Here is a 23,257-nt window from a genome sequence, read left to right on the forward strand (position 1 = left end):
CTTCAGGCTATCAACGCAAAATGTTCAGCCACCGCTCGCTCGACCCAGGTATGGGCCTGACCGAGGTAATGGGCAGGGTCCAGCAGACGATCGAGTTCAGCGTCCGACAGCTCGGCAGTCACCTGCGGCTCGTCGCCGAGTACCGCGCGCAGATGACGTTGCTCGGCCACCGCACGCTTGCAGCATTGCTCTAGCAGGTGGTGCGCGGTGTCGCGACCGACCCGTTGCGCCAGCACGATGCTCACCGCTTCGGCCAGCACCAGGCCCTGGGTCAGGTCGAGGTTGCGAGTCATTCGGTCGGCATCCACTTCCAGTCCGTCAGCCACCAACAGCGCTTGCTGCAGGCTGCCTGACACCAAACAGCAGATCTCCGGCAGGGTTTCCCACTCGGCATGCCACAGACCCAGACTGCGTTCATGTTCTTGCGGCATGGCGCTGAACAAGGTCGAGAGCAGACCCGGCACCCGTGTCGCCGTACCAATCAGCACCGCCGCGCCCACCGGGTTGCGTTTGTGCGGCATGGTCGAGGAACCGCCCTTGCCTGGCGCCGACGGTTCGAACACTTCGCCGGCTTCAGTCTGCATCAACAGGCTGATGTCGCGGCCGAGTTTGCCGAGGCTGCCGGCGATCAAGCCAAGCACCGCGCCGAACTCCACCAGACGATCGCGCTGGGTGTGCCAGGGTTGTTCCGGCAAGCTCAGTTGCAGTTCCGCGGCCAAGGCTTCGGCAATCGGCATCGCCTGTTCGCCAAGGGCCGCGAGCGTGCCGGAGGCGCCGCCGAATTGCAGCACCAGCAAGCGCGGTTTGAGTTCCAGCAGACGCTGGCGGCTACGAGTCACCGCGCCCAGCCAACCGGCGATCTTCATGCCGAGGGTGACCGGTGTCGCGTGTTGCAACCAGGTGCGCCCGGCCAGCGGCGTGGCGACGTACCGCTTGGCCTGGGTCGAGAGGGTTTCCCCCAACTGCGTCAGATCAGCTTCGATCAGTTGCAGCGCGCGGCGCAGTTGCAGTACCAGGCCGGTGTCCATTACATCCTGGCTGGTCGCGCCCAGATGCACGTAACGCTCGGCTTCGGCATCGCTCTTGGCGATCTGCTTGCCCAGCGCCTTGACCAGTGGAATCGCCGAATTCCCCGCCGTGGCAATGGCCTCACCCAACGCGGCGAAGTCGTAATGCTCGGCCCGACATGCCGCTTCGATAGACGCAACAGACGTCTGCGGAATCAGCCCAACTCGCGCCTCGGCCCGAGCCAGTGCAGCTTCGAAATCCAGCATGGCCTGAACCCGGCCCTGGTCGCAGAACACCTCACGCATGTCGCGTGCCGTGAAATAGGCATCGAACAATTGATTGCCCGGTCGCTGGTTCATAAACAGTCCTTGCAGGCGTGGGCCGGTCAGGCCCACGCATAGAGATCAAAGGTCGTTTTGCAAATACTTGGCCTGTTTTGGCAGACGCAGGCTAAACAGGAACGCCACTGCCATCATCACCGTCACGTACCAGTAGAACGAGTTTTCCATGCCCACGGCTTTAAGGCTCAGCGCCACATATTCCGCCGAACCGCCGAAGATCGCATTGGCCACCGCATACGCCAAGCCGACGCCCAAGGCGCGCACCTCTGGCGGGAACATTTCGGCTTTCACCAGACCGCTGATGGAGGTGTAGAAACTGACGATCGCCAGCGCCACGGTAATCAGCACAAATGCCAGGAACGGGCTGCTGACACTTTTCAGGCTCAACAGGATCGGTACGGTGCACAACGTCCCGAGGGCGCCGAACCAGAGCATCGAATTGCGCCGGCCGATCTTGTCGGCGAGCATGCCGAAGAACGGTTGCATGCACATATAAAGGAACAGCGCGCCGGTCATGATGTAGCTGGCGGTCTTGGCGTGCATGCCGGCGGTGTTCACCAGGTATTTCTGCATGTACGTGGTGAAGGTGTAGAAAATCAGCGAACCGCCGGCGGTGTAACCCAGCACGGTGATGAAGGCAGCCTTGTGATCGCGCAGCAGCGCACCGATGCTGCCGGCGTCCTTGTTTTCGCGCATTTCCTTGCTGCTGGTTTCCTTGAGCGCACGACGCAGGAACAACGAAATCAACGCCGCGGCCGCACCGACCACGAACGGAATCCGCCAGCCGTAGGCACGCAATTCATCCTCGTTGAGGAACTGCTGCAGGATCACCACCAGCGACACCGCCAGCAACTGTCCACCAATCAGCGTCACGTACTGGAACGACGCGAAGAACCCGCGTTGGCCCTTGAGGGCAACTTCGCTCATGTAGGTCGCGGTGGTGCCGTACTCGCCGCCCACCGACAAACCCTGCAGCAAGCGCGCGAACAGCAGCAGGATCGGCGCCCAGACACCGATACTGCTGTAGGTCGGCAGGCAGGCGATGAGCAACGAACCGAAGCACATCATCAGAATCGAGATCAGCATCGAATTCTTGCGCCCGTGTTTATCCGCCAGCCGACCGAAGATCCAGCCGCCGATGGGGCGCATCAGAAACCCGGCAGCGAAGACGCCTGCCGTGTTCACCAGCTGTACTGTGGGGTTATCAGACGGAAAAAACGCCGGGGCGAAGTAGATTGCGCAGAAGGCATAGACGTAAAAGTCGAACCACTCGACCAGGTTGCCGGACGAGGCGCCGACAATTGCAAAGATTCTTTTGCTGCGTTCTTCACCGGTATAGAGAGATGTGAGGGTTGTCATTGTTTTTCACTCTTTGGGGACCGTGAGAGTCTAGACATACTTTGCAACAATTGTGGCGAGGGGGCTTGCCCCCGTTCGGCTGCGAAGCAGTCGTAAACCGGTTGGCGCGGTCTACCTGACAGGCCGCGCCAACCGGTCTTGGGCTTGCTTCGCAAGCCAACGGGGGCAAGCCCCCTCGCCACAAAAAACTCCTTGGTCAGTCGGAGCCCTCGTCACTCAATAATCAAAAAACACCGTCTCCGCATCCGTCCCCTGCAGAATCACATTCCACTGATAAACACCCGCAGCATCCTGCTTCGCCAGCAAGGTGTTGCGGCGTTCGGCAGGCACGCATTCAAGCAGCGGATCCGCCACGTTGGCCGGTTCGCCATCAAAGTAAATCCGCGTCAGCAAGTGCTTCACCAACCCGCGAGCAAACACCAGCACCACCAGGTGTGGCGCCTGGGTCGTGCCCTTCAGGCCTTCCACGGTGCCCGGTTTGATCGTGGTAAAGCGAAAGCGCCCTTGCGCATCCACCGGCACCCGGCCAAACCCTTCGAAGTTCGGGTCCAGGGGTTTGTCCTGATCGTCTTCGGGGTGGTCGTACTTGCCGGCGGCGTTGGCCTGCCAGACCTCGAGCATGGCGTCGTTGACGAAATCGCCATTGCCATCGACGACTTGCCCGGTGATCGCCACACGCTCGCCGAGGGTCTGTTCAACGGTCAGGTCTTCACGGTTCAGCCAGGTCAGGCCGATGTGGTAGTACGGTCCGACGGTGTGGGACGTGGTCGCATTCAGCGTCATCTTATTTCTCCATCGGCGTGGCGTCGCGGCCGCGCAAAACGATGTCCCAACGATAAGCGAGGGCATAGGAAGGGATGGTTTTTTCCAGGTCGAAACTGGCGATCAGGCGCTCTTTGGCGCTGGTATCGGGCACACAGTTGTAGATCGGGTCGTAGGCCAGCAACGGGTCGCCCGGGAAATACATCTGAGTGACCAGGCGCGTCAGAATACTCGGCCCGAACAGTGAGAAATGGATATGCGCCGGGCGCCACGCGTTGTGGTGGTTACCCCACGGATAGGCGCCGGGCTTGATGGTCTGGAACTGATACCAGCCATCGGCGTCGGTCACGGTACGGCCGGTGCCGGTGAAGTTCGGGTCCAGCGGCGCGTCGTGCAGGTCGCGCTTGTGGTTGTAGCGACCGGCTGCGTTGGCCTGCCAGATCTCCACCAGAATCCCCGGCACCGGCAGACCGTTTTCATCCAGCACGCGGCCGTGGATGATGATCCGCTCACCCAGTGGTTCGCCCTGATGCTGCGCGGTCAGGTCGTTGTCCTTCTCTTGAATGCGCTCGGCGCCGATGGTCGGCCCGGTGATTTCCGACAGCGAATGAGGCAAAAACACCAACGGCTTGGACGGCGAACGAAGGTTGGTGGATTGATAAGGAGGGTGCAGGTATTCCGGCTGAGTGCCCGCTTGCGGGCGACGGTAACCAGGCTTGTCAGTCATTGCGCTTTCCTCTGTTCTTATTAGTCACTTCTGTGTGTCAGACCCGTTCGATCGCCAAAGCCAGGCCCTGACCGACACCGACACACATGGTCGCCAGACCTTTCTTGCCACCGGTTTTTTCCAGCTGATGCAGCGCGGTCAGCACCAGGCGCGCACCGCTCATGCCCAGCGGATGACCCAAGGCAATGGCGCCACCGTTCGGGTTGACCTGGGCCGCGTCGTCAGCCAGCCCCAACTCACGCAGCACGGCCAAGCCTTGGCTGGCGAAGGCTTCGTTGAGTTCGATCACGTCGAAATCGCTGACCGCCAGGCCCAGGCGTTCGGTCAATTTACGTACCGCCGGTACCGGACCAATGCCCATCACTCGCGGTGCAACACCGGCGCTGGACATGCCGAGCACTTTGGCGCGGGCGGTCAGGCCGTGCTTTTTAACGGCTTCGGCCGAGGCCAGAATCAACGCCGCCGCACCGTCGTTCACACCGGAGGCATTGCCGGCGGTGACGGTTTTGTCCGGTCCATTGACCGGTTTGAGTTTGGCCAGGGTTTCCAAAGTCGTGTCAGCGCGTGGATGCTCATCCTGCGCGACGACGCTTTCACCCTTCTTGTGGGCGATGCGCACTTCGACGATTTCTTCAGCGAAAAATCCTGCAGCTTGCGCGGCGGCCGTGCGTTGCTGACTGCGCAGTGCGAAAGCGTCTTGATCGGCGCGGGAAACCTTGTAGTCATCGGCCACGTTATCGGCGGTCTGCGGCATCGCATCCACGCCGTATTGGGCTTTCATCAACGGGTTGATGAAACGCCAGCCGATGGTGGTGTCTTCCAGCTTCATGTTGCGCGAGAACGCCGCATCGGCCTTGCCCATCACGAATGGTGCGCGGGACATCGACTCGACGCCGCCGGCAATCGCCAGTTCCATCTCGCCGCTGGCGATGGCCCGGAAGGCAGTGCCGATCGCATCCATGCCCGAAGCGCACAGACGATTGAGGGTCACGCCCGGAATGGTTTCCGGCAGCCCCGCCAGCAACAAGGCCATGCGTGCCACGTTGCGGTTGTCTTCGCCGGCCTGGTTGGCGCAACCGAGGAACACCTCGTCCACCGCGTTCCAGTCCACCGACGGGTTACGCGCCATCAGCGCTTTGATCGGCACGGCGGCCAGGTCATCGGCGCGAACCATCGACAGGCCTCCGCCGAAACGGCCGATGGGGGTGCGAATGGCGTCGCAGATATAAACGTCACGCATCAGGCTTCTCCGGGGGCTTGGCCGTGGGCGGCAGCAGTGCGGGCTTCCAGATCGCGCAGCGCCGTCAACTCGACCTCGGTTGGCTCGGCGGTGTTTTCAACCTGGTCAGCAAAACGAATCGCCCAACCGGTAGCGGCGATCACTTGCTCGCGGGTCACGCCCGGGTGCAGCGCGGTGACCACGAATTCATGGGTGTCCGCTTCGGGTTCCATGATGCACAGGTCAGTAATGATGCCGACGGGACCGGCGCCCGGCAGGCCGAGACGCTTGCGCGAATCACCGCCCTCGCCATGGCCGACCGAGGTGATGAAGTCGAGTTTGTCGACAAAGGAGCGCGCCGACTGCTTGAGGATGATCAGTACGCTCTTGGCGGAACCGGCGATCTCCGGCGCGCCACCAGCACCTGGCAGACGAACTTTCGGCGCGTGGTAGTCGCCAACGACGGTGGTGTTGATGTTGCCGAAGCGGTCGACTTGCGCAGCACCGAGGAAACCGACGTCGATGCGTCCGCCCTGCAACCAGTAGCGAAAAATCTCACCGGTCGGGACGACAGTGTCGGCGGTTTCCGCCAGTTCACCGTCACCGATCGACAGCGGCAGTACGCTCGGCTTGGCACCGATCGGACCCGATTCGTAGATCAGGACTACATCTGGCGAAGAAGTCAGCCGCGCCAGGTTGGCGGCTTTCGATGGCAGGCCGATGCCGACGAAGCACACAGAACCGTTTTTCAAGCGGCGGGCAGCGGCGACGGTCATCATTTCATTGGTGGTGTAAGTCATTACTTGGCCTCCGAAGCAGCGGCCAGCTTGGCCTGGAACTCGCTGAAGTCAGCGCAGCCATGGATGTACTCGTTGATCCACGCGGTGAAGGTTTCACGGTCGCGGGCAATCGGGTCCCAGGCCTGATAGAAACGGTTGTCGCGCTCGGTGTAACCGTGAGCGTAGGACGGATGAGCACCACCCGGTACGTGGCAGACCGCGCTCAAGGCCCAGGTCGGCAGCACGCAAGCGTTCATCGGAGCATTGAGGTCATCGACGATTTCTTCAACGGTGACGATGCAGCGCTTGGCTGCCAGCGCCGCTTCTTTCTGCACACCGAGAATGCCCCAGAGCAGCACGTTGCCTTTGCGGTCGGCCTTCTGCGCGTGAATCACGGTGATGTCCGGGCGCACCGACGGCACCGCCGCCAGCACTTCGCCGGTGAACGGGCACGTGACGGTTTTGATCAGCGGGTTAACCTTCGGCAGGTCGGAACCGGCGTAGGCACGCAGCACCGCGAACGGTAAGCCCGAAGCGCCCGCGACGTAGGCATTGGCTAGGTCGGCATGGCTGTGTTCTTCGATTTCCAGCGCATGCGGCCACTGCCGCTCGACTGCGTCACGCAGACGGTGCAGCGAGCCCACGCCGGGGTTGCCGCCCCAGGAGAAAATCAGTTTGCGAGCACAACCGGCACCGATCAACTGGTCGTAGATCAAGTCAGGCGTCATCCGCACCAGGGTCAGGTTTTTCTTGCCCTGGCGAATGATTTCGTGACCGGCCGCCGTAGGAATCAGGTGAGTGAAGCCTTCGAGCGCGACGGTATCACCGTCGTTGACGAACTGCTTCACCGCGTCATGCAGCGAAAGGATTTCAGCCATGGGGCAGGCTCCCGTTTTTTTATGAACCGACAGTGGTAGAAAAAGGCGCGAGGTTCTGCGCCGGAATGACTGAAGAGTAAGCCCCTGAAATACCCTAAACAATCCGATAATCGACTGAGTGTTCGTTTATCGAACAGATTGTTGTCTCACTACCGATCCTGAAAAGCTTCGCGGGCAAGCCCGCTCCCACAGGTTGATGCGCAATCCTTGTGGGAGCGGGCTTGCCCGCGAAGAGGCTCATCAAACTCGCTAAAGAATCTGAAACCTGCCCTCAGGTCGCATCCGCATGGCTGACCATGCCCTTGATCACCACCGCCGTGGTCGCCAACGCGGCCGGAATCACCAGCGCCGTCAACACCTGCTCGAAGTTCCAGCCCAGGCCCAGCAACGTTGCGCCCATCCACGCACCGAGGATCGCGCCGAAGCGGCCAATCCCGAGCATCCACGACACACCCGTCGCCCGCCCTTGAGTCGGGTAAAACCGCGCTGCCAGCGACGGCATCGCCGATTGCGCACCGTTGACACACATCCCGGCCACCAGCACCAGGGTCGCCAGCAATGCGATGTTGCCCAGGCTCTGCCCTACCGCGTAGGCAAACACCCCGGCCATCAAGTAGAAAGTGCCGATGACCTTGTGCGGATTGAACCGGTCCATCGCCCAACCCACGCCTACCGCACTCAATACCCCACCGAACTGAAACAACGCCCCAATGAACGCTGCCTGCTCCATGCTCGCGCCGCTGTCACGCATCAGCGTCGGCAACCAACTGGTCAGCAGATAAACGATCACCAGCCCCATGAAGTACGTCAGCCACAGCAACAACGTGCCGGTGCTGTAAGTGCCCGAAAAGATCACCGCAAACACATTGCGGGCCTTCACGGTTTTCTGCTCCGGCACACTGAAGCTCGAAGCCTGGGCCACCACTGCCGGGTCAATCGGCGCCAGGGCCTTGCGCACTTTGTCCGTGCCACGATTGCGCACCACCAGATAGCGCGCCGATTCCGGCAACCACAACAGCAATACGACGGCGAGGATCAGCGGCAGAACCCCGCCGATCAGCAACAGGCTGTGCCAGCCAAAGGCCGGGATCAGTTTGGCCGAGATGAACCCGCCACCGGCCATACCGAGGTTGAAGCCGCAGAACATGCTGGTCACCAGCAGGGACTTCTTGCGCTCCGGCGTGTATTCGGACAGCAGCGTGGTGGCGTTCGGCATGCCGGCGCCCAGGCCCAGGCCGGTGAGGAAACGCAGTACCAGCAACTGATCGACGTTAGTGCTGTAAGCCGACGCCAGGCTAAAAGCGCCGAACAACAACACCGCGCCCACCAGTACGACTTTTCGCCCGAAGCGGTCAGCCAACGGGCCGGAACCCAAGGCACCAAAGACCATGCCGATCAACGCCGCACTCATCACCGGGCCCAGGCTGGCGCGATCGATGCCCCAATCTTGGGACAGTGCGGGTGCAATAAAACCCATGGCCGCAGTGTCGAGGCCATCGAGAAAGACAATCAGGAAACACAGAATCACCACCCGCCATTGATAGCGCGAAATGGGTTGAGCGTTGATGAAGGACTGCACGTCGAGGCAGTTTCCTACAGCAGACTGAGGCTGGTTCATTATTTTTATTCCACGCAAAGAACGCAGTCGAACAGGTGCCAGCCGGGGCTGACGCGGTCACAAGAAAGGGAGGTCGGATCAGGCGATCCGGTTTCGGCAGCCAAACCGGCGGGAACAGCGACAGTCGGGAAACGTGCGCATGGCGATGCCTCTTCTCATTATTATTGGGGTCGTCGTCCGGCGACTGGCTGAGGCCAGCAGTGCCGGATGACGCTGCCGCGACATTAATGATCCGAGGGAAAGAGCGTCAATTCGATAAACGCGACTCTGTGCGTTTATCGAACAGCTTAGGTGCACGGCTTACAGGAAAACCGCTATGCAAAGAGTTGCGCGCTCAGGTCGCGGCTGGCACTCAACAAACCAGGCAAGAAACGTTGCTCCAGCTCGCTGCGGCTGACCCGGCCGGCATGGGTGCTGACGTTTAGCGCCGCCACTACTTGCCCGGAAGCGTCGTACACCGGAACGGCAATCGAGCGCAGGCCCTGCTCCAATTCCTGATCGACGATGCACCAGCCTTGTTGCCGAACCTCTTGCAGGCATTCGAGCAATGCCTCGGGTGTACGCAAGGTGCGACTGGTCTTGGCTTGCAGTTCGGCATGGTCGAGGTATTCGCGCAGGGAGGTGTCGTCCAGCGCGGCGAGAAGAATCCTGCCCATGGACGTGCAATAGGCCGGTAACCGCCCACCCACCGAGAGGTCGACGGAAATCAGCCGCTGGGTGGTCGCCGAGCGCGCAATGTACAAAATGTCATCGCCTTCCAGGGTAGCCATGTTGCAGGCCTCGTGCAGTTGCTCGCTCATCCGGTCCAGGTATGGCTGGGCAGAAACCGCCAGCGGGGTCGACGACAAATAAGCATGGCCCAGGGTCAATACTTTGGGCAGCAGCGAATAGGTGCGCCCGTCGGTAGTGGCGTAGCCGAGCTTGATCAGGGTGTGCAGGCAACGTCGCACAGCGGCGCGGGGAATTTCCGTGCGGTGGCTGATCTGCGCAATGGTCAGGTGCCGCTTGCGCTCCTGGAATGCTTGTACCACTGCAAGCCCACGGGCCAGGGAGGTCATGAAATCCGGGTCACCGGTCAGGGCCTGGATTCGCTTGGCGGGCGAGGCAACGATCGGCGGTGCCACTGAAGCGAAGGAATTGCGCATTTGATCGTTCATATCAGGTTTTTCCTACACGGATCAGCGACTATTACAAGCGGCTCCCGGTCTGGCACACAAGCCATACGCCGCCAAGATTGGGCGATTATCGAACCATCAGCCGATAATCGCAATCAGCTCTATTCGAATGAGTCCTGCCGCTTTCACTCTTCTCGCAACACAGTTGTTATTTTCGGTCGCTGACTAAAAGGAGGGCGATGTAATAATATCTTCGGCTTAATGACGCCAGAAAGTCACCGCAGCAATTGGCGTTCAGCCCCATCGTAGTTAGGCGTAAAGTTTCGAGTAACAAAACAATCACGCAGGGCGAACTACTTTTAACTCTCCAGAGATAGTGTTCTTTGAATCCACCGCTATAATGCATCTCAGTGGCGACCGGTTTTTTACCTGCCGATTCCGCCAACCGGCAGCGCAATATCCATTGCCGCTGTCCGCAGCAAGCGCCTGACGCTCATTTCATATGCTCCGCCAACGCGCTCGCTGAAACAGGAGACTGATGCTACGTCAGCTGTTTTTCTCTGGTGCCGTGGCCGCCTGCAACAAGGAAGTATTGATTGCTCCGTGAAAATAATGCCATATCAGGCATTGTCCTTTCGACGGGCAGGGTCAATAGATCGGATGCAGCGCGTTTCACCAGAATTAATCTCAACTCAATCAGGTAGCACTGTGACGAAAGACGAACTGCGCGCGGAACTTGAGCGCCAGGAACAACGTTACAAGGAAGTTTACGGCGGGGAAGTCACCACCTACGCCGCTCAGCCCGACCCCGAACGCAAACCTTGGCGTAAACGCGCCACTGTTCAGGATCAGGCCTTCACCCAGGAATTGCAGAAGATGGAAAAGGAACTCAAAGCCGAAGAGCCATGACCGCCTCGGCTTGAATCCTTTCAAGAGCCTGCGTCTGCACCCGTTAAAAGCGGGTTGTATCGATGATGCTTTTCGCGCCCGCTACAAGCGGGCGGCGGTCCCCTCATCCATTGGATGAGGTAAATGGCTCCTGTCCGACTCTCTTCTCAGATATTTCACACAAGCGTTCAAGTCTCTCGTCTCGATGGGAGAAAGCCTTGTGGCTGCTGCCTTTCCAAGAAAACTCAATCACTTGGAAAATCCTGAAAAAGCCCGGGGCTCAGGGGACTGCCGCAAATTAATTCGTTGAAGAATGTAACCGATGAGCAGCTAGTGCATCGATTACCCATCTTTTCTGGCATAATCGCGCCCCCTTACGACCGGGTCAGAAAACCTTCATGATCGATTTATTCAGCGGACTGGATGCTTGGGTGCTTGTGAGCCTCTTGCTCGCCCTGGCCTTTGTCCTCGCCTTCGAGTTCATCAACGGCTTTCATGACACTGCAAACGCGGTGGCCACTGTTATCTACACCAAAGCCATGCCGCCTCATCTGGCGGTGTTCTTTTCCGGTGTGTTCAACTTTCTCGGCGTGCTGCTGGGCGGCGTGGGCGTGGCGTATGCCATCGTTCACCTGCTGCCGGTAGAACTGCTGATCAATGTGAACACCGGTCACGGACTGGCCATGGTGTTCTCGTTGCTCGCCGCCGCCATCACCTGGAACCTGGGCACCTGGTACTTCGGTATCCCCGCCTCCAGCTCCCACACGCTGATCGGTTCGATCCTCGGTGTCGGCCTGGCCAACGCCCTGATCAACGACATTCCGTTGGCCGACGGGGTGAACTGGCAGAAGGCGATCGATATCGGTGCGTCCCTGGTGTTCTCGCCAATGGCCGGCTTCCTGATCGCCGCCCTGGTGCTGATCGGTCTTAAATGGTGGCGTCCGCTGTCCAAGATGCACAAGACCCCGGAACAGCGCCGCAAGATCGACGACAAGAAGCACCCGCCATTCTGGAACCGTCTGGTGCTGGTGATTTCGGCGATGGCGGTCAGCTTCGTGCACGGCTCGAACGATGGCCAGAAAGGTATCGGCCTGATCATGCTGGTGCTGATCGGTATTGTGCCGGCGCAGTTCGTACTCGACCTGGGCAGCACCACCTATCAGATCGAGCGGACTCGCGATGCGACCCTGCACCTGAGCCAGTTCTACAAGCGCAATGCCGATACGCTGGGTGAATACCTGGCCCTGGGCAAGAGCGTGCAAGGTGATCTGCCGGAGAAATTCCGTTGCAACCCGCAACAGACCGAACCGACCATCGCCGCCCTGCTCGACACCCTCAAGGGTGTAGCCGACTACCACTCGCTGCCGGCGGAAAGCCGCATCGAAGTGCGTCGTTACCTGCTCTGCCTGGACGACACGGCGAAGAAAGTCAGCAAGCTGCCTGGCCTCGCTGCCCGTGAAAAGGCTGACCTGGACAAACTGCGCAAGGACCTGACCACCACCACTGAATACGCCCCGTTCTGGGTGATTCTGGCGGTCGCACTGGCCCTCGGCCTGGGTACCATGGTCGGCTGGAAACGCGTGGTACTGACCATCGGCGAGAAAATCGGCAAGCAAGGCATGACCTATGCCCAAGGCATGTCGGCGCAGATCACCACTGCGAGCATGATCGGCATGGCCAACATCTTCAGCCTGCCCGTCTCCACCACCCACGTCCTGTCCTCAGGCGTGGCAGGTACCATGGTCGCGAACAAAAGCGGCCTGCAAGGTGGCACCGTCAGAACCATCCTGCTGGCCTGGGTCCTGACCCTGCCAGCCACCGTGGCCCTGTCGGCCGGCCTGTTCTGGCTGGCGTCGAAGGCACTGGGTAGCTGATACAAGCGGCACAAAAAAGGCGCGTTCCGTAAGGTTCGCGCCTTTTTTATTGCTACTGTTTTTCTCTACACCACAGTTGGTCTGTGTATCCAATAGAAAACTGCGAACAAAAAAAGGGCGACCGAAGTCGCCCAAAATGCCTTGCGTGCTCATTGCTCCAGAAAGACCTACGGTTTTCTCCGCTTATGCGAATCCTTCCAGATAAAAAATCCAAACCCTGCAAAAAACAGAACCATGAGGCCGACAGTCAGCACTCCGGCGATCACCACGTTGTCGAAAAACATGACTGGCCTCCTGCACTTGCCCTGTTGCGATGGGGCTAAGTTAACCAATCGGGCAGGAGAGAAAATTGACCGGGATCAATGCCGCCCGAGACTGGGCGTAAAGGAAGGGAAATAACTGACCTGCATCAACAGATGCAGGGTGTTTCAACGCTTTTTCGGTTTGTTCTTCGGCTTTTTCTTCGCTTTACCCAACGGCATCGCCTGCTCAAATGCCTGGCGCACTTCGTTCAAGCGCTTTTCATTAAGGTCATGAACCCGCTTGGCACGTTCAGAATTGAGGTCGATCAGCTTGTCATCTTGGCTCATGGCGTTCAGTGCATCGCTTGGAAATGAATTCAGCTGCCGGCTAAAGGCGACAGGATTGCGCCAATAATGCGGTCTGGCGCGGGCGCTGACCAGTATCCGACACTTCAGATCTCGATATCGACCCACAACCCCTGGCGTGGCTGATTCTCCATCAACGGCACCACCGGCACGGTGTTGTCGGCATTGAGCTCATTACCGGGGATCGCCAGATGCTCTTCAGGATCCTCATCGGCCTCACGACGACGGCGCTCGCGCTCCTGTTGCCGACGCTGTTCCTCGCGCAGCTGCAGGCGCGCCTCTTCAGGGTCGCGGTTTTGCAGGTCGATCGTGCTTTCGCTGGAGCTTTCCTGCACCGGCACCACGGGCGGAATATCCGGGCGCTGACGGATCGGATCCTGCTGTGAGGTGATCGGCACGGCGCTCAAAGGGAGCATCGGTGGCAACATATTATTAGTCTCCTGTCAGCAGGCTGTCGGCTGCGGGGATGGCGACTTGAGCCATCGGTCGAAAACTTGTGACCCAATGCACCGGCAGGAGCCGCCTTCGACAGTTCCTGTATGAGTAATCCTTTGGTCCTGAAGGCTCATTCCGTTAAGATAGCCCGCTTTTTCAAGGTGGGAGTCAGGCAGCATGGCGCAGCAGTATCAACCGGGGCAACGCTGGATCAGTGACAGCGAAGCCGAGCTGGGTTTAGGCACCGTTCTGGCACAGGACGGCCGCTTGTTGACCGTGCTCTACCCGGCCACTGGCGAGACTCGCCAGTACGCGCTACGGAATGCGCCCCTCACCCGCGTGCGGTTTTCGCCGGGTGACTCGATCACTCACTTCGAAGGCTGGAAACTGACCGTACAAGAAGTCGACGACGTCGACGGCCTGCTGGTTTACCACGGCCTCAACGGGCAAAACGAAGTGGTTACCCTGCCGGAAACCCAACTGTCGAATTTCATTCAGTTCCGTCTGGCCAGCGATCGTTTGTTCGCCGGGCAGATCGACCCGCTGGCCTGGTTCTCCCTGCGATACAACACCCTGGAACACACCAGCCGCCAGTTGCAGTCCGCGCTTTGGGGCCTCGGTGGTGTGCGTGCGCAACCGATCGCGCACCAGCTGCACATCGCCCGTGAAGTCGCCGACCGCATTGCGCCACGGGTTTTGCTGGCAGACGAAGTGGGTCTGGGTAAAACCATCGAAGCCGGTCTGGTGATCCATCGCCAACTGCTCTCGGGCCGCGCCAACCGCGTGCTGATCCTGGTGCCGGAAAACCTCCAGCACCAATGGCTGGTGGAAATGCGCCGCCGCTTCAACCTGCAGGTCGCGCTGTTCGACGAAGAACGCTTTATTGAAAGCGATGCCACCAACCCGTTCGAAGACACCCAGCTCGCGCTGGTTGCACTTGAGTGGCTGGTGGAGGACGAAAAGGCCCAGGATGCACTGTTCGCGGCGGGTTGGGACCTGATGGTGGTCGACGAAGCGCACCACCTGGTGTGGCACGAAGATCAGGTCAGTCCTGAGTACTCCCTGGTCGAGCAGCTTGCGGAAACGATCCCCGGCGTATTGCTGCTGACCGCGACCCCGGAACAATTGGGCCAGGACAGCCACTTCGCCCGTCTGCGCCTGCTCGACCCGAACCGTTTCCATGACTTGCACGCCTTCCGCGCCGAGAGCGAAAACTATCGCCCGGTGGCCGAAGCCGTTCAGGAGCTGCTGGACAAAGGGCGCCTGTCACCTGAAGCGCACAAGACCATTCACGGTTTCCTCGGTAACGAAGGCGAAGCGCTGCTGACCGCCGTCAACGATGGCGACACCGAAGCCAGCGCCCGCCTGGTGCGCGAATTGCTGGACCGTCACGGCACCGGTCGCGTGCTGTTCCGTAATACCCGCGCCGCCGTGCAGGGTTTCCCGGAGCGCAAACTGCACCCGTACCCGCTGCCATGCCCGGCCGAATACCTCGAACTGCCGTTGGGCGATCACGCCGAGCTGTACCCGGAAGTCAGCTTCCAGGCCCAGCCGGACGCCAACGAAGAAGAGCGCTGGTGGAAATTCGACCCACGTGTCGAGTGGCTGATCGACACCCTGAAAATGCTCAAGCGCACCAAAGTGCTGGTGATCTGCGCCCACGCCGAAACCGCCATGGACCTGGAAGACGCCCTGCGCGTACGTTCCGGCATTCCGGCCACGGTTTTCCACGAAGGCATGAACATCCTGGAACGTGACCGCGCCGCCGCCTATTTCGCCGACGAAGAATTCGGCGCTCAGGTGTTGATCTGCTCGGAAATCGGCAGTGAAGGTCGCAACTTCCAGTTCTCGCACCATCTGGTGCTGTTCGATCTGCCGTCGCACCCGGACCTGCTGGAGCAGCGTATCGGCCGTCTCGACCGGATCGGCCAGAAACACATCATCGAATTGCACGTGCCGTACCTGGAAACCAGCCCGCAAGAGCGGCTGTTCCAGTGGTACCACGAAGCGCTGAACGCGTTCCTCAACACCTGCCCGACCGGTAACGCCCTGCAGCATCAGTTCGGCCCACGCCTGCTGCCACTGCTGGAAACGGCCGATGACGGCGAGTGGCAAGCGCTGATCGACGAAGCCCGCACCGAGCGCGAGCGTCTGGAAGCCGAGCTGCACACCGGTCGCGACCGTTTGCTGGAGCTCAATTCCGGCGGCGCTGGCGAAGGGGATGCGTTGGTCGAGGACATCCTCGAGCAGGACGATCAGTTCGCCCTGCCGATCTACATGGAAACCCTGTTCGACGCCTTCGGCATCGACAGCGAAGACCATTCGGAAAACGCGCTGATCCTCAAGCCAAGCGAAAAAATGCTCGACGCCAGCTTCCCGCTGGGCGACGACGAAGGCGTGACCATCACCTACGACCGCAACCAGGCGCTGTCTCGCGAAGACATGCAGTTCATCACCTGGGAACACCCGATGGTTCAGGGCGGCATGGACCTGGTCTTGTCCGGCTCGATGGGTAACACCGCCGTGGCGCTGATCAAGAACAAGGCGTTGAAACCGGGCACCGTGTTGCTGGAACTGCTCTATGTCAGCGAAGTGGTTGCCCCGCGTTCGCTGCAACTGGGCCGTTACCTGCCGCCGGCCGCCCTGCGTTGCCTGCTCGACGCCAATGGCAATGACCTGTCGGCCCGGGTGTCGTTCGATACCCTGAACGATCAACTGGAAAGCGTGCCCCGCGCCAGCGCCAACAAGTTCATCCAGGCCCAGCGCGACCAGCTGACGCCACGGATCAACGCCGGCGAAGAGAAGATCACCCCGCGTCACGCCGAGCGCGTGGCCGAGGCACAACGTCGTCTGGCGGCGGATACCGACGAAGAACTGGCACGCCTGACCGCGCTGCAAGCGGTCAACCCGACCGTGCGCGACAGTGAACTGGTTGCGCTGCGTAAGCAGCGTGAGCAAGGCCTGGCCATGCTCGACAAGGCGGCGCTGCGACTGGAAGCGATTCGGGTGTTGGTGGCGGGTTAATCCCCTGCTCCATCGCTGAAAATAAGAAGGCCCGCAGCGATGCGGGCCTTTTTTGTGTGTTTGATAGTTGTTGTGCTCTTGAGGGCCTCATCGCGGGAAAGCCCGCGATAGCGATCAGGCAGTCACCGCAGAACCCGCAGGTTCAACCACCACCACCAACCCTTCCTTCATCCGCTTGGCATCCCTGACAAAACACCGCGACGCCAAAAACAGAAACACCATGGTGAAGAACAACGCCACCGGGATCAGGTACATCGCGTCATGCAGGCCGACAGCCTTGAACGCCTCGGTCATCTGTTCGGCGCCAGCGGAGAGCATCGCGGCATGGGCGAAGTGATCGGACAGACCGCCCACCACCACCGGCCCCAAGCCACCGCCCAACAAATACAACCCGGCAAAGAACAACGCCATGGCCGTGGCGCGCAAGCGCGGTTCGACCACGTCCTGAATCGCCGTGTACACGCAGGTATAGAAGTTGTAGGCGAACAACCAGCCCAGGCTGAACACCGCGACAAACACCCCGATCTCGATCCGTCCGGCGTGCAGCGCCCAGGCCGTGCACAACGTCGAAATGATCAGGCTGAACGCCGCAAACAACAAACGCCCATTGGCCACCCGCTGGTGAATCTTGTCGGCGATCCAGCCACCGAGGGTCAGGCCGAACAACCCGGTCACGCCGACGATGACCCCGGTCGCCACCGCCGCCTCTTGCAACGGCATCAGGAAATAGCGCTGCAGCATCGGCACCAGGAACGAGTTGCAGGCATACGTGGCAAAGTTGAAACACAGCCCCGCCATCACCAGCCACAGGAAAGTCGGCACCGCCAGCACTCGACGGATCGGTCGGTCTACGCGCTCCTGAGACACTTGCACGCTTTCTGCCGCACCGCGTTTAGGTTCTTTGATGAAGAACATGAACATTGCCAGGATCAACCCCGGCACCGCCGCAATGAAAAACGGCGCACGCCAGCTGTCAAACGCCTTGACCATCCAGCCAATGGTGAAGAACGCCAGCAGCAGGCCCAACGGCAAACCGAGCATGAAAATACCCATGGCCCGAGCCCGTCGGTGAGCCGGGAACAAATCGCCGATCAGCGAGTTGGCGGCCGGTGCGTAACTGGCCTCACCGATGCCGATGCCCATGCGCACGATCAGGAAACTCCAGAAACTGCCCACCAACCCGTTGATCGCGGTCAGCCCACTCCATGTCGCCAGGCCCCAGCCCATCAGTTTGCTGCGCGATCCGGTATCGGCCAATCGCCCCAGGGGCAGGCCGGCGATGGCGTAAACGATAGTGAAGGCAGTCCCGATAATCCCCAACTGAAAATCACTGAGGTGCCACTCCATGCGGATGGGCTCGATGATAATGGCAGGGATGGTGCGGTCGAAGAAATTGAACAGGTTGGCCAGGAACAGCAGGAACAGAATGCGCCAGGCATTCGCCGCTTGGGTCGAGTTCTGCATGGGTCCGTCTCTTTATTGTCATGGGGCTTCATTGCCAACGCATTCAAGCCCGGAGCCTTCAATCTAGTCAGGCCCGCCAGTGCTGTCTGTCATTATTTGTAAGGCTGATATCCAGCCATGGCCGTTAGCGCGGCCGACCGCCAGTTCATTCAGGACATCCCCAAGGCCACCTCCGGTGCCGCTGACCGAGTTGTGTCCGGTGCTGGCCGAAATCAACCAGCGCAAGCACACGCATACCGTCAATCCTTTGAGTCTGGCTCGCGGTATAGCTGCACTAGCGTCGACGGATCTTTTTCCAGAAATCCCTGCCCCCCATGGAGGCGCATCAGTTGTGCGGCCAATCCGCTGATCGGCGTGGCCGAGCCCTGTTCGCGGGAAAACTTCACGGCGCTGTCGAGATCCTTGAGCAGCGTGCGTACGTGCCATTTCACCGGTTCGAAACGGCTCTCGGCCATTTGCGGCGCGAGAATCTGCAACGGTTTTGAATCGGCAAACCCACCGGCCAGCGCCTCGGCGATCAGGTGCGCATCGACCCCGGAACGCTCGGCCAGGGCCACCACTTCGGCAATGACCAGGGCATTGCAGGCGACGATCATCTGATTGCAGGCCTTGGTCACCTGCCCTGCCCCGACAGCGCCCATGTGGGTCACGCGCTGGCCAAGGGTCATCAACACCGGCCGCACGCGCGCAAGGTCTGCCGCCTCGCCACCGACCATGATCGCCAGGCTGCCGGCCTCGGCACCGATCACCCCGCCGGACACCGGTGCATCGAGCCAACTCATAGCGGTTTTACAGGCCAGTGCTGTCGCCATTTCCCGCGTCGCTGTGGGTTCCAGGCTGGAAAAGTCCACCAACAGCTGGCCGCTTTTCCCACCCTCGGCAACGCCTGCGGGACCAAACACCACCTCACGCACAACAGCCGTATCGGCCAGACACAGCATCACCAGGTCCGCGTGCTGACACAGCTCGGCCGGCGTCACCACTTGCCGTGCGCCGGCCTCGACCAGCGGCGCGCACTTGGCCGGGTTGCGGTTCCACACCGTCAGCGGATAACCCGCCGCCAACAGGCGTCGGCACATCGGCAAGCCCATCAAGCCGATTCCTGCAAAACCCAGCGAAGGTAACGCTGCCATCATTTAGCCTCTTTTTGATTAAAGATCATCGGATATTGGCCGATTCATCATGATTAAGGAAAGGATTCCCCCGAGCGACGCTCAGGGCAAGACCCTGACGCCCGGGCCAGATTCGCGCCACGAAAAGACGCGAGATCCCATTCCGTGATGACTCGATGACAACCTTGTCGCCGAGCCGACCAGTCCAGGTATATGGCGCACAATGACTTCTAAAAACAATCCGGCCACCGCGGTATCCGACCTGACCCTGAGCCCCGCGGCGAACAGCCCCTCATCGTCGAAGCCATTGCCCCCGTCACGTCCACTGGCGACTCAGCAATACCTGTACTTCACCGAAACCAATACCGACCGCATCCTCGACAACCTCGATGGCCTGCGTGACCTGGTGTTCCCGCGTCCGCCCCATCTGGAAGGCGACAGTGAACAGCACAACGATCAGCAGTTCCCGTCGGTATGCCTGATCGGCCTGGGCCGCTGTGGTTCGAACATCGCACTGGACGTGGCGGAGCTGGTGTACAACGCCCGCAAGTTTTACCTCAACGAATTCAATAACGAAGACCGTCTGTCGCCGGACAAACGCTACGCCGAGAAGGGTTACAGTCCGGCGCAGTGGATTCGCAACAACCTGCGACTGGGGCCGAACAAGGCCAGCAAACCGGTATTCCTGGTCGAACCGCTGGTGATGCTCGGCGACCTGGACAAAGACATCGCCGGTCGCATCCGCTTCTCGCGCAAGGGCGAAAAAAGCGGTTTCCTGCGCGACTACAGCAAAATGAAAATCATGGACTTGTCGGAAGTCCACGCCGGTGGCGCCGGTAACGCGCCGATCCTCGGCCAGTACCTGGCCAAGATCATCCTGAACAAGGACACCCAGCGCTTTTCCAGCCCTGACTGGAAGATGATTCACTCGTACCTGATCGACAGCTGCGGCATCAAGGCCAACCAGTCGCGCCTGTATTTCTCGATCTTCAGTGCCGGCGGCGGTACCGGTTCGGGCATGGCTTCGGAGTTCGGCCTGGCCCAGCAGCACTCGTACATGAACAAGACGTTCGACACCAAGCCGATGGACGAGCACGACGGCAAGAGCGGTCATTCATTCGTCTTCGAGCCGATTTTCACCAGTGGCATTTGCGTACTGCCGAACATTTCCGATCACCGCAGTGAAATGTCCGAGGCGCTGCACATCAACGCCGGTCGCTTGCTGTGCAAATACCTGTCGGAAGAGTGGGACTTCTCCTACAACTTCGCCAACGAAGACAGCAGCGAAGCCAGTGTCATGGGCCGTATCCGCCCATGGAACGCCATGATGCTGATCTCCAACGACATCATGCGCTATGCCGAAGAAAGCGATGACGGCAACATCCAGAACATTGATGTCAATGCCATGGAAAAGCACGCCAACCAGTACATCTCACAGCAGATCTTCAACATTCTGACGGCGCAGGCAGTCACTACCGACTACGACCAGAACTATTTCCGTCGCGCCGGCATCGACATTGGCGAAACCATTCGCCTGGACGCCAACGACCTGTTCATGAGTCTGGCCGGCCCCGTGGCGATTGCCTACGCCGAATCCGTCGTTCCGGAAACCCCGGCGCCGAGCAGCGACAAGTTCAAGGTGTTCGAGAAAGAGCCGCAGCGCCTGAACATCGACGACCTGTTCTTCCGCTCCATCGACCTGCCGCACTTCAACAAAGTCACCCAGGCGATCGAAGGCATCAGCCTGCTGCCGATCGAGTCCAAGCGCTATCGCGCCTCGCTTGAGCAGTACAAGAATTCGGGTTATGACGCGGCCGCGTTGCACGACCTGCACTTCTTCAAGAACTGCTCGTCGGTGGTGTCGATTGTTTCGCTACCCAAGGACTACAAGCTGTCCTACATGGACCTGAACCGGTTGAAGACCCACCTCAACAGCCTGTTCCCCAACACCACGCTCAAGCGTTACGCGCTGGTGATCGGTGCGTCGGCCAACCTGTCGCTGACCACCCTGATCGCCAAGAGCCCGTGCCTGTCGGACGACTTCCTGACGCTGATCGTGGCGTTTATCAAGCGTTGCTTTGCGAAAAACCCGTACCGCTTCGACGAGACCCTGGATAACTCGATCCTGGACTTCATCATTAATGAAGACTTCGACGAGGACCGGATCGACGACCTGCTCAACGAATTCGAAAACCCGGCGAAAATCCTCGACACCAACTGGTACGCGATCAAACCGATGTACGAGAAGAAGTACCGCGAGCTGATCAACGACAAGGACAAGTTCGTCTCGATCAATGACATTCGTTTGTCGCGCGATTGCGTGAAGAAGGCGATCAAGTACCTGCGCGAGATCTACCGTCACCGGATTGGCAAGACCAAGGTTATTTCTTTGAATAACCATACGGGCAAGACGGCTTATTGAGTTCAGGCCAAGGGACCGAGTCTCCCCAATCGCGGCATAGGTATCTACACATCTCTTAAGCTACAGAGATTCACTGCCGGGGCTTGCTGTTTTTGGAGTACATATCCGTTTCTGCGGTCACGGCCGCTGGCGGTTTCGCTCTTACAGCGAGTCACTTGGAAAAGCCCCAAGTAACCAAGGGCTCTTGCCCCGCCATTCGGTGCCTCGCTTAGGCTCGGCATGCCCTCAACTCCGGCATTGCTCCGGGGGCCCGCCGCCATCGGCCATCCATGGCCGGGGGCGGCTACCGCGGCATCCTTGCCGCGGTGCCCCCTGCGCAATACCTGCGTTCGGCCTCTGGGAAAGGGGCAGACAGATCAAGATCAAAAGCCAAAGCAACGGCAACGGCAAGATCAACAGCTTCGCGAGCAGGCCCCACAGTTTGACGGGGTACATCCGGGGAAGACTGGTCGGCTGACAGGCCGCCATCCATCGCCGCGATGCGACGAGCGACAAGCCAGCTCCCACAAAAAATCAGAGACATCCAAATCAGCGCGCTGTGCTTTTCACCACTCAACAGGCCGAGCGTTAGCTCGCCTGCAGCTTTTGATATTGACGCGCCGCCCCCTCGAGAGGCCGAGTGCAGGTTCTGCGCAGTGGGCAACCCGGCATGGATGCCGGGTTAGCCGCGCACGGCCATGGATGGCCGATCGCGGCGGGCCCACGGAGCAGGACCGGAGCGAGGGCATGCCGAGCCTGGGCGAGGCACCGAACGACAGGGGCAAAAGCCCTTGGTTACTTGGGGCTTTTCCAAGTGACCCGCCGTAAGGGCGGAACCCTAAGTGGCCATTACCGCAGTAATGGATATGTACACCGAATCGGGAAGATGTGTAGATACCCGCGATGGCGGCATTGGATTCACCCCATAAATGCCAACATCCAGAAACAATTAAGCAGCCCTTGGCGACTCACCCAACTGTTCCCGTTACGTTTACGTCACCGTCAGGCGTGGCCTTTCTCTACGGCAACCTGCCATCACGCTACTCGGCTACACACTTTTGTCCGACAAAGACCAGCACCAAATCGGTGCAGACATTCAAGCCTGCGCCCTTTCCTGGATCATAATCCACGGTGAAACAACAACTGCCCACAGCAGCGGATCGCGTTCAAAAAGATCCAGCGCCCGTGTTTCAGACAGCTTGGCGACCTTGTCGGCGGCCAGCCAGGCAGCCACTTTCTCGCCTTCATCGGTAGCTACCGCTTCGGCCGCAGCGATCAAATCCAGACCAGGATCGACCCACAATAGGGCACCCTTGGCAAAGAACGGCTCCAACTCCTTCCAGGTAATAGATGCAGTTTCACCAAGCAGCTTGGCATAGAGGGTGCTAGGTTCTTGAGTCATGGGTTGCTGTCCGCTGAAGAAATCGACGTGAATGATAACGTCGCCGATCCGGCAGAAAAACCCAGATTCAATGGAGTCATTGATAGAGAAACTCAGGAAAGCCAGGGATTGCCTCGAACAAGGCCGCTATTGAGCTAAACTCCCGCCGCAATTCTGTCTTTTTCTGTCAATAAGGCGACACCTCCAAGTTTTGTCCCCAGCAGCCAGCTTTTCAAGCGAAGGACCGGCGCTCTACACTGTACC

19 protein-coding genes are annotated in these 23,257 nt (G+C 59.8%); 4 read left to right on the forward strand and 15 right to left on the reverse strand.

The features are described from left to right. Positions 1–2: 2 nt before the first annotated feature. The 9 genes from ACZ9BB_RS18085 to pcaR form a co-directional block, all read right to left on the reverse strand. Entirely contained in the window at positions 3–1,367 is a 1,365-nt protein-coding gene (locus ACZ9BB_RS18085) for a 3-carboxy-cis,cis-muconate cycloisomerase (protein ID WP_476215018.1), read from the reverse strand. A 45-nt stretch (positions 1,368–1,412) separates the two neighbouring features. After that, positions 1,413–2,708 carry an MFS family transporter gene (locus ACZ9BB_RS18090; protein WP_476215020.1) on the reverse strand — a complete coding sequence of 432 codons (1,296 nt, stop codon included), beginning with the start codon at positions 2,706–2,708 and terminating at the stop codon, positions 1,413–1,415. Between the two features lie 216 nt (positions 2,709–2,924). Then, complete coding sequence (pcaG, locus tag ACZ9BB_RS18095; RefSeq protein WP_476215022.1) at positions 2,925–3,491, reverse strand: protocatechuate 3,4-dioxygenase subunit alpha; 567 nt, start codon at positions 3,489–3,491, stop codon at positions 2,925–2,927. Position 3,492: 1 nt separating this feature from the next. After that, positions 3,493–4,197 carry a protocatechuate 3,4-dioxygenase subunit beta gene (pcaH, locus tag ACZ9BB_RS18100; RefSeq protein ID WP_476215024.1) on the reverse strand — a complete coding sequence of 235 codons (705 nt, stop codon included), beginning with the start codon at positions 4,195–4,197 and terminating at the stop codon, positions 3,493–3,495. A gap of 37 nt (positions 4,198–4,234) precedes the next feature. After that, positions 4,235–5,440: a 3-oxoadipyl-CoA thiolase gene (gene pcaF / locus ACZ9BB_RS18105; protein ID WP_476218347.1), complete on the reverse strand. Its 1,206-nt coding sequence runs from the start codon at positions 5,438–5,440 to the stop codon at positions 4,235–4,237. Next, positions 5,437–6,216: a CoA-transferase subunit beta gene (locus ACZ9BB_RS18110; RefSeq protein WP_476215026.1), complete on the reverse strand. Its 780-nt coding sequence runs from the start codon at positions 6,214–6,216 to the stop codon at positions 5,437–5,439. The genes pcaF and ACZ9BB_RS18110 overlap by 4 nt, the downstream gene beginning before the upstream one ends. Next, the gene (locus ACZ9BB_RS18115; protein WP_476215028.1) at positions 6,216–7,073 is read right to left on the reverse strand and encodes a CoA transferase subunit A; all 858 of its coding nucleotides are present in this window, start codon (positions 7,071–7,073) and stop codon (positions 6,216–6,218) included. Before ACZ9BB_RS18115 ends, ACZ9BB_RS18110 begins: the two co-directional genes overlap by 1 nt. A 271-nt stretch (positions 7,074–7,344) precedes the next feature. Continuing rightward, positions 7,345–8,691, reverse strand: coding sequence for a 4-hydroxybenzoate transporter PcaK (gene pcaK / locus ACZ9BB_RS18120; RefSeq protein ID WP_476215030.1), 1,347 nt, complete (start codon positions 8,689–8,691; stop codon positions 7,345–7,347). 314 nt (positions 8,692–9,005) lie between these two features. After that, a complete protein-coding gene (gene pcaR, locus ACZ9BB_RS18125) occupies positions 9,006–9,848 on the reverse strand; it encodes a pca regulon transcriptional regulator PcaR (RefSeq protein ID WP_476215032.1) in 843 nt (280 codons plus the stop codon). A 666-nt stretch (positions 9,849–10,514) separates the two neighbouring features. Between pcaR and ACZ9BB_RS18130 the strand changes: the two genes are divergently transcribed. Both ACZ9BB_RS18130 and ACZ9BB_RS18135 read left to right on the forward strand, forming a co-directional pair. Then, positions 10,515–10,715, forward strand: a complete 201-nt coding sequence (locus ACZ9BB_RS18130; RefSeq protein WP_205887505.1) for a hypothetical protein — start codon at positions 10,515–10,517, stop codon at positions 10,713–10,715. Positions 10,716–11,092: 377 nt separating this feature from the next. Continuing rightward, positions 11,093–12,568 (forward strand): inorganic phosphate transporter, encoded by a 1,476-nt coding sequence (locus tag ACZ9BB_RS18135; RefSeq protein ID WP_476215033.1) that lies wholly within the window; start codon positions 11,093–11,095, stop codon positions 12,566–12,568. A gap of 167 nt (positions 12,569–12,735) precedes the next feature. On the opposite strand, the gene ccoM is transcribed toward ACZ9BB_RS18135, so the two are convergent. The 3 genes from ccoM to ACZ9BB_RS18150 all read right to left on the reverse strand — a co-directional run bounded on the left by ccoM (position 12,736) and on the right by ACZ9BB_RS18150 (position 13,604). Next, complete coding sequence (gene ccoM, locus ACZ9BB_RS18140; protein ID WP_018926882.1) at positions 12,736–12,852, reverse strand: cytochrome c oxidase subunit CcoM; 117 nt, start codon at positions 12,850–12,852, stop codon at positions 12,736–12,738. Positions 12,853–12,996: 144 nt separating this feature from the next. Continuing rightward, positions 12,997–13,158 carry a hypothetical protein gene (locus ACZ9BB_RS18145; protein ID WP_007935839.1) on the reverse strand — a complete coding sequence of 54 codons (162 nt, stop codon included), beginning with the start codon at positions 13,156–13,158 and terminating at the stop codon, positions 12,997–12,999. A 104-nt stretch (positions 13,159–13,262) separates the two neighbouring features. Next, positions 13,263–13,604, reverse strand: coding sequence for an aspartate-semialdehyde dehydrogenase (locus ACZ9BB_RS18150; protein WP_476215036.1), 342 nt, complete (start codon positions 13,602–13,604; stop codon positions 13,263–13,265). 184 nt (positions 13,605–13,788) lie between these two features. Here ACZ9BB_RS18150 and rapA point away from each other — a divergent pair, with 184 nt between their 5' ends. Continuing rightward, complete coding sequence (rapA, locus tag ACZ9BB_RS18155) at positions 13,789–16,635, forward strand: RNA polymerase-associated protein RapA (protein ID WP_476215038.1); 2,847 nt, start codon at positions 13,789–13,791, stop codon at positions 16,633–16,635. Between the two features lie 114 nt (positions 16,636–16,749). Here rapA and ACZ9BB_RS18160 read toward each other — a convergent pair whose 3' ends face one another. Both ACZ9BB_RS18160 and ACZ9BB_RS18165 read right to left on the reverse strand, forming a co-directional pair. After that, positions 16,750–18,099, reverse strand: coding sequence for a spinster family MFS transporter (locus ACZ9BB_RS18160; RefSeq protein ID WP_476215040.1), 1,350 nt, complete (start codon positions 18,097–18,099; stop codon positions 16,750–16,752). A gap of 239 nt (positions 18,100–18,338) precedes the next feature. Further along, positions 18,339–19,235, reverse strand: a complete 897-nt coding sequence (locus ACZ9BB_RS18165; protein WP_476215042.1) for an NAD(P)-dependent oxidoreductase — start codon at positions 19,233–19,235, stop codon at positions 18,339–18,341. A 199-nt stretch (positions 19,236–19,434) separates the two neighbouring features. Between ACZ9BB_RS18165 and ACZ9BB_RS18170 the strand changes: the two genes are divergently transcribed. After that, positions 19,435–21,633: a hypothetical protein gene (locus ACZ9BB_RS18170; protein ID WP_476215046.1), complete on the forward strand. Its 2,199-nt coding sequence runs from the start codon at positions 19,435–19,437 to the stop codon at positions 21,631–21,633. Between the two features lie 1,075 nt (positions 21,634–22,708). On the opposite strand, the gene ACZ9BB_RS18175 is transcribed toward ACZ9BB_RS18170, so the two are convergent. Then, positions 22,709–23,014, reverse strand: coding sequence for a DUF2288 domain-containing protein (locus ACZ9BB_RS18175; protein ID WP_476215048.1), 306 nt, complete (start codon positions 23,012–23,014; stop codon positions 22,709–22,711). Positions 23,015–23,257: the final 243 nt, after the last annotated feature.

Source organism: Pseudomonas sp. TE3552, assembly GCF_056278945.1.

Excerpts from the sequence above, each read along its gene's own strand:
- ACZ9BB_RS18090 (WP_476215020.1), bottom strand. The coding sequence starts at position 2,708 with ATGACAACCCTCACATCTCTCTATACCGGTGAAGAACGCAGCAAAAGA.
- ACZ9BB_RS18150 (WP_476215036.1), bottom strand. The coding sequence starts at position 13,604 with ATGTTGCCACCGATGCTCCCTTTGAGCGCCGTGCCGATCACCTCACAG.
- ACZ9BB_RS18165 (WP_476215042.1), bottom strand. The coding sequence starts at position 19,235 with ATGATGGCAGCGTTACCTTCGCTGGGTTTTGCAGGAATCGGCTTGATG.
- pcaR (WP_476215032.1), bottom strand. The coding sequence starts at position 9,848 with ATGAACGATCAAATGCGCAATTCCTTCGCTTCAGTGGCACCGCCGATC.
- ACZ9BB_RS18110 (WP_476215026.1), bottom strand. The coding sequence starts at position 6,216 with ATGACTTACACCACCAATGAAATGATGACCGTCGCCGCTGCCCGCCGC.
- ACZ9BB_RS18085 (WP_476215018.1), bottom strand. The coding sequence starts at position 1,367 with ATGAACCAGCGACCGGGCAATCAATTGTTCGATGCCTATTTCACGGCA.
- pcaK (WP_476215030.1), bottom strand. The coding sequence starts at position 8,691 with ATGAACCAGCCTCAGTCTGCTGTAGGAAACTGCCTCGACGTGCAGTCC.
- pcaG (WP_476215022.1), bottom strand. The coding sequence starts at position 3,491 with ATGACGCTGAATGCGACCACGTCCCACACCGTCGGACCGTACTACCAC.
- ACZ9BB_RS18135 (WP_476215033.1), top strand. The coding sequence starts at position 11,093 with ATGATCGATTTATTCAGCGGACTGGATGCTTGGGTGCTTGTGAGCCTC.
- rapA (WP_476215038.1), top strand. The coding sequence starts at position 13,789 with ATGGCGCAGCAGTATCAACCGGGGCAACGCTGGATCAGTGACAGCGAA.
- ccoM (WP_018926882.1), bottom strand. The coding sequence starts at position 12,852 with ATGTTTTTCGACAACGTGGTGATCGCCGGAGTGCTGACTGTCGGCCTC.
- ACZ9BB_RS18170 (WP_476215046.1), top strand. The coding sequence starts at position 19,435 with ATGACTTCTAAAAACAATCCGGCCACCGCGGTATCCGACCTGACCCTG.
- ACZ9BB_RS18160 (WP_476215040.1), bottom strand. The coding sequence starts at position 18,099 with ATGCAGAACTCGACCCAAGCGGCGAATGCCTGGCGCATTCTGTTCCTG.
- ACZ9BB_RS18145 (WP_007935839.1), bottom strand. The coding sequence starts at position 13,158 with ATGAGCCAAGATGACAAGCTGATCGACCTCAATTCTGAACGTGCCAAG.
- ACZ9BB_RS18175 (WP_476215048.1), bottom strand. The coding sequence starts at position 23,014 with ATGACTCAAGAACCTAGCACCCTCTATGCCAAGCTGCTTGGTGAAACT.
- pcaH (WP_476215024.1), bottom strand. The coding sequence starts at position 4,197 with ATGACTGACAAGCCTGGTTACCGTCGCCCGCAAGCGGGCACTCAGCCG.
- ACZ9BB_RS18115 (WP_476215028.1), bottom strand. The coding sequence starts at position 7,073 with ATGGCTGAAATCCTTTCGCTGCATGACGCGGTGAAGCAGTTCGTCAAC.